This window comes from Lentzea sp. NPDC060358 (assembly GCF_042725365.1).
Lineage (GTDB): Bacteria > Actinomycetota > Actinomycetes > Mycobacteriales > Pseudonocardiaceae > Lentzea.
In genome coordinates, this window is the sequence record NZ_JBHXCW010000360.1 from 1 (window position 1) to 5,801 (window position 5,801).

The following is a 5,801-nucleotide window of genomic DNA, read 5'->3' on the forward strand; positions in this document are numbered from 1 at the left end:
GGTCGAGACGAATCTCGACCGGCTTCTCCGGTGTACGCCGCCAGGGACTCGAACCCCGGACCCGCTGATTAAGAGTCAGCTGCTCTAACCAACTGAGCTAGCGGCGCTTGACCCATGTCGGAGCCTTGCTCTTTCCGACACGAAGAACGTTAGCACAGGGCATCCACCGGCTTTTCACGCGGGGGTCGCCCGCCATGGGCGAAGCCCGTGTGGATGAGCCACTGCGCTGCCGTGTAGGTCGGCATCACGCCGGCGGAGGCGAGCCTCGCCGCCCGTCCTCCGAGGACGAACCGGCTCGCGCCGAGCAGGGCGTCGGAGGCCGCGAACAGCGCCGCACCAACGAAAACCCGTCGTGATCCCGCACCGCGGACCGTGGAGGCGGCGGCCACCATCGTGCCGAGCGTGAGGGCGTAGAGGCTCACCGGCCTGCCCATCGGGCCTGCCGCGCGGGCGAAGACGGCGGCGCCCGCGGCCGAGGCGGCGACGATCGGGACCACAGCCCCGCGCGCGCCGGGACAGGACCTGCGCGCCAGTGCCGCCGTGTACCCGATGTGCGCCACCAGGAAGCTGACCAGGCCCGTGCGGAACGCCCGGTCGGACGTGCCGAGCAGGGCCACGTCACCCGCCCACGAACCGGCCAGGCCCACGGCCATGCCGGGGTCGCGGGGAGGGGCGGCCGCGCCGAGGACGGGCATGAGCGCGGTCTTCGTGGCCTTGCGCACTTTTCCCGCGCCCGGCACGGTCGCCGCGACCGAGTCCACGATCGCGGCGACCGCGTACGCCTGCTTCCTCATGAACGCCCCTCGTCGTCGAGGCGTTCAGAGTAGACAGATCAGCTCAGCGTCAGAGCCGTGTCGTCGATCACGAACGACGTCTGCAGCGAGGCGTCCTCCACGCCGGTGAACTTGAACGTCACCGTCTGACCCGCGAGGGACGACACGTCGAACGTCTTGAGCACGTAGCCGGAGGCGGCGTTGGTGTTCGAGAACGTGCCGAGCGTGGTGCTGCCCGCCGTGACGGTCAGCTTGTCGTAGACGGTGCCGCCGGTCTCCTTGGTGTCGATGTGGAGGTAGAACGTCAGCGCCGCCTTGCAGCCGGAGGGGATCGCCACCGACTGGGACAGCGAGTCGGTGTGCGACGAGCCGTAGCCGTTCAGCCACGACGACCAGGTGCCGGTGCGGGCGGGCTCGCCGTCCGCGCTGTGCTGGCCGATGACGCCGGACGACGCCGTCCACGAGGCCGTGCCGGACTCGAAGCCCGGGTTGGCGATCTTCTGGCCCGAGCAGGTGCCGCCGCCGGTGCCGGCGGTCCAGCTGAACGACGCGCTGCCGCTCTTGCCGGTGCTGTCCTGCGCGGTGACCGTGACGGTCGAGGTGCCGGCGGTGGTCGGAGTGCCGGAGATGGTGCTGCCGCTGAGCGACAGGCCGGCGGGCAGGCCGGTGGCCGACCACGTGTACGGGGCGGTGCCGCCGCTCGCCGACAGCGGCAGGCTCACCGCGGTGCCGACGGCGGTGGACTGGTTGCCGGGGTTGCCGACGGTGACCGTGCCGGTCGCGCTGCACGTCGGGTCGGCCGACTGCGCGGGCACGCTGACCGCGTCCCAGGCCGCCTTGACGGTGTTGAACTCCGCGCAGCTGCCGGGGTAGAGGTTCTTCGCCGCGGTCAGGGTCCACGTGCGGTACTTCAGGTACGAGCTGCTCGAGGTCTTGAGCAGCATGGCGTTGTAGAAGATCTTGATGGCCTTCTCGACGCCCAGGCCGGTGATCGACGTGCTGTTGCACGTGGTGCTGGCCGGCTGGCCGTTGGACGGGTTCGTGCCCTGCGAGAGCAGGTAGAACCAGTGGTTGCCGGGGCCGGCGGCCGCGTGCACCTCGGTGTTCGGGATCGACGACGAGTAGCAGTTCGCGTGGCCGAGCGCCGACGGGTTGTACATGTTGCGGATCGGGCCGCGGCCGACGAGGTTGATCGTCTCGCCGACGAGGAAGTCCGGTGTGTCGTAAGGCGACGACTCGTTGGCGTACCACTCGGTGGTGGCGCCGAAGACGTCCGCGACGAACTCCTGCGTGCCCGCGCCGGAGATGCCGCCCGGCGTGTGGTCGTCGATGCCGTGGCCGAGCTCGTGCGCCACGACGTCGATGGAGCCGATCCACTGGTTGGCGCTGTTGTGCCCGATCTGGACCTGGCTGCCGTCGTAGTAGGCGTTCTGGTCGTTCAGGCCGACGCGCATCGGCCAGCCGCCGCCGTTGCCGTCGAAACCGTTGCGGCCCAGCCACTGCGAGAGCATCTTCGACTCGGTCTGCGCCGCGAACAGCACGTCGACGCAGCCGGTCTCGCGGTTGGTCGCGGTGCCGTTGCCCCAGGTGTCGGAGGACTTGGTGAACGTCGTGTTGGTCGCCGCGTCCTGGCAGCTCACGTTGGTGAGCGCCGGGTCCTTCAGCGAGTAGTTCGAACCGGACTGCGTGGTGGCGATGGTGACGGGTCCGTTCCACGCGCTGGTGCCGGTGCCGTGCATGACGCGTTCCTGCTGGCGCAGGACCTTGCCGGTGGCGGCGTCGACGACCACGTCGAGCTTGCTCGGGCCCTCGGAGTCGCGGCCGGTGACCGTGACCTTCCAGGCGAGCTTCGGCGCGGAGTCGAGCGCGTAGACGACCTGCGACGCGGCGCCGACCGAGTCCACAGTGGACATGGTGGCCCGCGCGGCGGCCTCCGCCTGCGTCCCGGTGACCGACGGGGTGGTGCTCGCGAGGTCGATCGTCCTGTCCTGGCCGACGGAGGTCTGCAGGACCTGGCCCGTCGAGTTGGTGACGACGACGAAGTCGCCGCCCACCACCGGGATTCCCTTGTAGGTCCGCTCGTAGGGGACGTACTTCAGGCCGTTGGTGGACGAGATGACGCCGTGGCGGACGAACGCGTCGTTCGCGCTGGCGTGCAGCTGGGCCGGGCGGCTGTCGACGAGGCTCGCGGCCGCGTCCACGGCCATCGCCTCGGCCGTCTGGCCGGGAGGCTGGGCGGCGGCGGTCGGCGCGCCGGTCTGGGTCAGGACGGCGGCGGCGAGCGTGCCTGCCGCGGCCAGCACGAAGGTGCGTCTGGCGTGCATCGGTTCTCCTCGGTGCAGGGCGAAGACACCGGTCCTCGGGTGCAGGGGAGGCCGGTGGTTCGTCGAGGTGAATGTGGTGGCGGAGCACGGAAAGAATGAGTTCCCGGGGACCCGTTAACAAGAACTAACTTATTCACACCCGGATTTTCGCCCGCATTTGTGGGACTTGGTGCCGCACATTCCTTTGTCAGGCGAGTTGGCCGGTTTGCCCCGAGAGGTCGTAGTCCTCCACCGGGAACCGGCTCGCCGCGCGCCGGGTGCCGAACGTCGAGGTGGGACGCGGCAACGTCGCCTCGCCGTGCTGGTTGAAGTAGTGGCCGTGGCGCACTGGCCGGGCGAGAACACGAAGTTCCGCGCGACCTTGGCGCGCATGCGTTCCAGGAACTCGTCGTTGGCGCTCCGGGAGATCTCGAAGATCGACGCCCCCGCGCGTTCATCGCGGTGAACAGCCGGCGCAGAGCCGGTGGGATCGCGAGGCCGGGCTTGGGGCCCACCCGGATCGGCGTGCGCCGGCACACCGTCACCGCGGCTGCCTCGCGCGCCAGTTCGGGGACAAGCTGCACCGCGATCGCGTCCCTGCGCGCCCCGGAGGCCCAGGCCGCGCAGAGCGAGGCGCTGCGGCGCGTGCTGTACGACGGGATCGCCGCCCGTCAGGCGAGCCAGGCCCGTGCGGCGACGACGAGCGCGTCCACCCCGGTGGTGATCGTCGGCTCGAGGTCGGGCGCGAACTCGGGGGAGTGGTTCATCGGCACCGCCTTGCCGGGCTCGCGCGCGCTGAAGTCCGTGCCGCCGAGGAACCAGAACACGGTCGGAATCCCCGCCGCGGCCCCGAAGTCGCCGACGTCCTCGCTCGCGTTGACCACCGCGCCGGGGATCAGCGCGGGCGCGCCGAAGTGCTCGGCGAACGCCGCCACCGTCCGCGCCGTCGCGTCCGGATCGGACACCAGCACCGGCATGCCGTCGTACCAGTCGAACTCGGGCTCGCGCGGCGCCCCGGACGCCTGCGCCTCGGCGCGCACGATCCGTTCGACGGCGCTGCGGAGGATGCCGCGGATGTGGTCGTTGAACGCCCTGATGTTGATCCCGATCTCGGCGGTCTCGGGGATCACGTTCTCCTTCAAACCGGCCTGCAACCGTCCGACCGTGACGACCGCACGCTCACTCGGTGCGATCTCGCGCGAGACGATGCCTTGCAGCCGCACGACGACATGCGCCGCCATCAGCACCGGGTCGACGGCGGACTCCGGCGACGACCCGTGCCCACCGCGCCCGTGCAACGTGACGCGCACCGAGTCGGACGCCGCCATCACCGGCCCGCTGCCGTGCGCGATCATCCCCGCGGGCAACGGCGCGACGTGCTGCGCCAGCACGACCTCCGGCGTGCCGAACCGCTCGAACAGCCCGTCCTCGACCATGTTCCGCGCGCCGACGCCCAGCTCCTCGGCGGGCTGGAAGACCACGAGCACCGTCCCCGCCCACTGCGCCCGGTCCCGCGCGAGCCGCTCGGCGGCCCCGACCAGGCAGGTGGCGTGCAGGTCGTGCCCGCACGCGTGGGCGACCGGCACGTCCTCGCCCTGGGCGTTGGTGGCACGAGCAGTCGACGCGTAGGGCAGCCCGGTCGTCTCCAGCACGGGCAGCGCGTCGATGTCCGCGCGGAGCAGCACGACCGGCCCGTCGCCGTTGCGCAGGACGCCGACCACGCCCGTGCCGCCGACCCCGGTCGTGACCTCGTAACCCAGCGGGCGCAGGGCGTCGGCGAGCACGCCCGCGGTGCGGAACTCCTGCAGGGACAGCTCGGGGTGCCGGTGCAGGTCGCGGTACAGCTCGTGCAGGTCGGTCATGCCGGAGATCCTGTCATCCGCACGGTCTCCACCGGCGGCGAAGCCCGTTGGGTAACGGATCGATAACCGCACCCATCCACTCCCCAGGGGGCGCCGAATCACGAGCAGCAACCGCTCGATGACTCTTTGGAGATGTCTCGTCATGAACAAGACCGTCCGCAACACCGTCCTCGCCATCGGCGCCGCGTCGCTCGCCCTGTTCGGCGCGGCGTGCGGTTCGGGTGACATGGCCAGCAGCGGCACCGGCTCCAGCTCCGCGCCCATGTCGACCTCGATGGCACCGTCGACCTCCGCGATGGCCGACCCGGCCGCGAACCTCGTCGGCCCCGGCTGCGCCGACTACGCCAAGCAGGTCCCCTCCGGCGCCGGCTCCGTGTCCGGCATGGCCGCCGACCCGGTCGCCACCGCCGCGAGCAACAACCCGCTGCTCACCACCCTGGTCAGCGCCGTGTCCGGCAAGCTCAACCCCAAGGTCAACCTGGTCTCGACCCTCAACGGCGGCGAGTTCACCGTCTTCGCCCCGGTCGACTCCGCCTTCGCCAAGATCGACCCCGCCACCATCGAGAAGCTCAAGACCGACGACGCCCTGCTGACCAAGATCCTCACCTACCACGTCGTCCCCGGCCAGATCGCCCCCGACAAGATCGCCGGCGACCAGAAGACCGTCGAGACCGGCACCGTCAAGGTCACCGGCTCCGGCAACGCCATCAAGGTCAACGACGCCAACGTCATCTGCGGCGGCGTCAAGACCGCCAACGCCACCGTCTACCTCATCGACACGGTGCTGATGCCCGCCTGACATCTCCAGGGCAGCAGCACCGCGAACTCCGGGAACCGTGCACCACACGGTTCCCGGAGTTTTT

General features: G+C 70.6%; 5 protein-coding genes and 1 tRNA gene. 2 read left to right on the top strand and 4 right to left on the bottom strand.

Annotated elements, in window-relative coordinates:
* Positions 1 to 33 precede the first annotated feature (33 nt).
* The 3 genes from ACFWGZ_RS38925 to ACFWGZ_RS38935 all read right to left on the bottom strand — a co-directional run bounded on the left by ACFWGZ_RS38925 (position 34) and on the right by ACFWGZ_RS38935 (position 3,097).
* Positions 34 to 107 (bottom strand) — tRNA-Lys (locus ACFWGZ_RS38925).
* 42 nt (positions 108 to 149) lie between these two features.
* A complete protein-coding gene (locus ACFWGZ_RS38930; RefSeq protein WP_382456608.1) occupies positions 150 to 794 on the bottom strand; it encodes a lysoplasmalogenase in 645 nt (214 codons plus the stop codon).
* A gap of 38 nt (positions 795 to 832) precedes the next feature.
* Positions 833 to 3,097: a M4 family metallopeptidase gene (locus tag ACFWGZ_RS38935; protein WP_382456609.1), complete on the bottom strand. Its 2,265-nt coding sequence runs from the start codon at positions 3,095 to 3,097 to the stop codon at positions 833 to 835.
* A gap of 298 nt (positions 3,098 to 3,395) precedes the next feature.
* Between ACFWGZ_RS38935 and ACFWGZ_RS38940 the strand changes: the two genes are divergently transcribed.
* Positions 3,396 to 3,542 carry a hypothetical protein gene (locus ACFWGZ_RS38940; protein WP_382456610.1) on the top strand — a complete coding sequence of 49 codons (147 nt, stop codon included), beginning with the start codon at positions 3,396 to 3,398 and terminating at the stop codon, positions 3,540 to 3,542.
* Positions 3,543 to 3,747: 205 nt separating this feature from the next.
* Here ACFWGZ_RS38940 and ACFWGZ_RS38945 read toward each other — a convergent pair whose 3' ends face one another.
* The gene (locus tag ACFWGZ_RS38945) at positions 3,748 to 4,938 is read right to left on the bottom strand and encodes an amidohydrolase (protein WP_382456611.1); all 1,191 of its coding nucleotides are present in this window, start codon (positions 4,936 to 4,938) and stop codon (positions 3,748 to 3,750) included.
* A gap of 142 nt (positions 4,939 to 5,080) precedes the next feature.
* Here ACFWGZ_RS38945 and ACFWGZ_RS38950 point away from each other — a divergent pair, with 142 nt between their 5' ends.
* Positions 5,081 to 5,737: a fasciclin domain-containing protein gene (locus ACFWGZ_RS38950; protein WP_382456612.1), complete on the top strand. Its 657-nt coding sequence runs from the start codon at positions 5,081 to 5,083 to the stop codon at positions 5,735 to 5,737.
* Positions 5,738 to 5,801 lie beyond the last annotated feature (64 nt).